This window comes from Ferroglobus sp. (genome assembly GCF_015521575.1).
Lineage (GTDB): Archaea > Halobacteriota > Archaeoglobi > Archaeoglobales > Archaeoglobaceae > Ferroglobus.
Window position 1 is genome coordinate 1 of the sequence record NZ_WANY01000062.1, and the last position, 3,027, is coordinate 3,027.

A 3,027-nucleotide genomic window follows, 5' to 3' on the forward strand; every position below is an offset into this window, starting at 1 on the left:
CCCATAAATGGCGTAACCTCTAAATTCAGGTAGGAGCAGAAATATGGAGTTGGCAAAAAGAATTATTACTAACCCAGCAAACCACAACCTTGATTTTTCCTCGGAAAAGGCCTGATATATTAAGATAAAGGTACCGCAAGCAATGCTAGCAATGATAATGAGCCAGAAATACCAAGGATACGCATCATAAATTGATAGTTCATAACCAGTTGCAGGAGGAGTTATCGCAATTATGACTAGGCTTATCAAAATAAAGACAAATTAGCCACCTCTCCAGATTGTACAATCCCACAAAGCTTTCCAACCAACTCTGAACGGAATCGAAGGAACTGTTGAAGGGAAATCTATTCCAGAACTTCTTTGTTCTTCCCTTCAGCAGAGAAAAGAACCCTTCTACTGCATTTCGCTCACCAAATGTCTCATACTTACACTTCAATCCCATTCTTTTCAGAGCCCATTTGTACCAGAATCCTCTATCAACAACAACCTCCAGCTTATTTTCGTAGTATTTGAGAACTTCTTTAAGGAAAGCGTAGGCTTCAAAGCTTCCTCTACCCTCAGATGCCCAGACGAACAGACATTCTTTAGAATCGACATCTATCGCACTCCAGATGATGATCTGCTCTCTAACTTTAGTTTCCGTCTATCGCAATTTAGCCTTCTTCTCCTCCTTTCAGGATGTTTTACGACTTTCTTAATTCTGTGGTAGTAGATTCTTATGGGTTCGTAACTGATTTAATCGAACAAAGAATCAAATTTGCTCGCTTTCCTTAAAAACAGACCGTAAAAGTAGAGTAAGGCTGAGAATCTTTAATTCAAATCCCTTTCTGTTCCTTAGAAAGACCTTCTTAGACTACATCTCTTCAATTAACTTCCAGATTGAGACTGCACAGCTTATACTTTGATTATTCTGAGTTTACACTTAACTACTTCCAGCAACTCCTCAGAAAACTTTTTAAAGTCAAACCCCGGTCTTGGAATAAATCATGACAATTTTATGAATTAATCATGGAAATATTTATAACGGTGTAAATGAATCTTCAAATATGCTTGGGGTTGAAGGAAAACTGATAACGGAAATTAGCGAGGAGGAAATAAACAGAATTTGGATAAAGCATTACGATAAAGGTGTTAGACCAAATCTTGAGTATCCGGAAATACCGCTTTACGATCTTCTTAATAACTCAGCCGAAAAATTCCCAGATAAGGTTGCGTTAGACTTCATAGGCAAGGAGATAACTTATCGACAGCTAAAGGAAGCATCAGAAAGGATAGCCGGTTACCTGAAAAATATCGGCGTAAAAAAAGGAGATAGGGTTATCCTCGACTTGCCAAACACTCCTCACTACGTCATAGCTTACTTCGGAGTGCTGAAAGCCGGTGGTACAGTTGTCCAGTGCAACCCCCTTTACACCGAAAGGGAAGTTAGGCATATAGCTGAGAACAGCGAGGCGAAGGTTGCCTTCTGCATAGAGAATGTCTATCCAAAGCTGAAAAAGCTGAAGGAGGAAGGAATTCTTGAAAAGATAATTGTTTGCAGAGTGGAAGATTACCTGAAGTTCCCCTTGAACTTTCTCTACAAGTTTAAGAAGGAAAAGGTGGAATTAAAGGGAGATTTCGATTTTTGGAAAGACGCTGCAAAGAGCGAACCTATAGAAAAAGCGGTGAAAGTCGATCCGAAAGAAGATGTGGCAGTCTTTCAGTACACTGGCGGAACCACCGGCTTACCTAAGGCAGCTATGCTAACCCATTTCAACCTCGTGGCTAACGTTTATCAAATACTTGAATGGCTTCCGGATTTGAGCGAAAAAGACGTGTTTGCGGGAGCTCTCCCATACTTCCACGTTTACGGAATGACCACAAGCATGAACGCTCCCATTGCGCTGGGAGCGAAGATAGTTCTGATTCCCGACCCAAGAGACATCAAAAGAATACTCGATTCGATAGAAAAGCACAAGATAACGATATTCTGCGGAGTTCCTACTCTTTTCAACGCTATAAACAACTTCCCCGGAGTTGAGAAAAGAGATCTCTCGAGCGTGAAAGCTTGCATAAGCGGTTCAGCCCCGCTGCCGATTGAAGTCAAAAGGGAGTTCGAAAGGCTTACTGGAGGAAAGCTCGTTGAGGGATACGGCTTGAGCGAGACATCTCCAGTAACTCATGCGAATCCGATCTACGGGATGAACAAAGAAGGAAGCATAGGCTTACCGTTCCCAGATACCTATGCGGTTATTGTAGATGACGAGGGAAGAATTTTGCCGATTGGAGAGGTGGGAGAGCTCGCGATAAAGGGACCTCAGGTGATGAAGGGCTACTACAAAATGGAGGAGGAAACTGCCAAAGCCCTCGTGAACGGATGGCTTCTAACTGGAGATATGGCGAAAATGGACGAAGACGGATACTTCTACATAGTGGACAGGAAGAAGGACGTGATAATCGCCGGAGGATACAACATTTATCCGAGGGAGGTTGAAGAGGTTCTCTACGAGCACCCTGCAGTTTTGGAAGCTGCAGTTGTTGGCGTTCCAGACAAATACAGAGGCGAAACAGTAAAAGCGTTCATAGTCCTCAAACCCGAGTATAAGGGGAAAGTTACTGAGAAGGAGATAGAGCAGTTCTGCAGAGAAAGGCTTGCAGCATACAAGGTTCCGAAAATAATCGAATTCAGAGACGAACTTCCAAAGAGTGCCGTAGGAAAGATACTGAGGAGGGTGCTAAGAGAAGAAAGTACCAAGGGCTCTTCTTGAAGTTATAAGCTCTGGAGTCGTTTTTTCTCCTTTATAAATTTTTATCGCCTCTACTATCGCGTTGATAAATTCCCTACTCGGCTTCCCAAGCTTCAAATTCTTGCAGAAAGTGTCCACGTAAACGTAATACTCCTCCCCCTTATAGATGAATAGAGCATCATCCTCTCCCCTTTCGTAAATCGAAAAGGGAAACAGCTTGCAGGATAGCGGCTTCTTCTCCTGAATTATGCAAAGGTTCCTGTATTGAAAAGGACACACTCCGTTGATCTTCCTTATGTAG

General features: G+C 42.5%; 2 protein-coding genes and 2 pseudogenes. 1 reads left to right on the top strand and 3 read right to left on the bottom strand.

Translation table 11 applies throughout. From position 1 onward, the window contains the following. Together F7C14_RS02555 and F7C14_RS02560 are read right to left on the bottom strand one after the other, a co-directional pair. Positions 1-249 (bottom strand): annotated as a pseudogene (locus F7C14_RS02555) (hypothetical protein); the annotation flags it as partial. A 28-nt stretch (positions 250-277) separates the two neighbouring features. Continuing rightward, positions 278-859 (bottom strand): annotated as a pseudogene (locus tag F7C14_RS02560) (DDE-type integrase/transposase/recombinase); the annotation flags it as partial. Between the two features lie 187 nt (positions 860-1,046). On the opposite strand from F7C14_RS02560, the gene F7C14_RS02565 reads away from it, so the two are divergent. Further along, positions 1,047-2,747 carry a long-chain fatty acid--CoA ligase gene (locus tag F7C14_RS02565; protein WP_290899652.1) on the top strand — a complete coding sequence of 567 codons (1,701 nt, stop codon included), beginning with the start codon at positions 1,047-1,049 and terminating at the stop codon, positions 2,745-2,747. Here the strand turns inward: F7C14_RS02565 and F7C14_RS02570 are convergent. Continuing rightward, positions 2,715-3,027: YkgJ family cysteine cluster protein (locus F7C14_RS02570; protein ID WP_290899654.1), on the bottom strand; the 313-nt coding region annotated here is incomplete at its 5' end. The genes F7C14_RS02565 and F7C14_RS02570 overlap by 33 nt on opposite strands.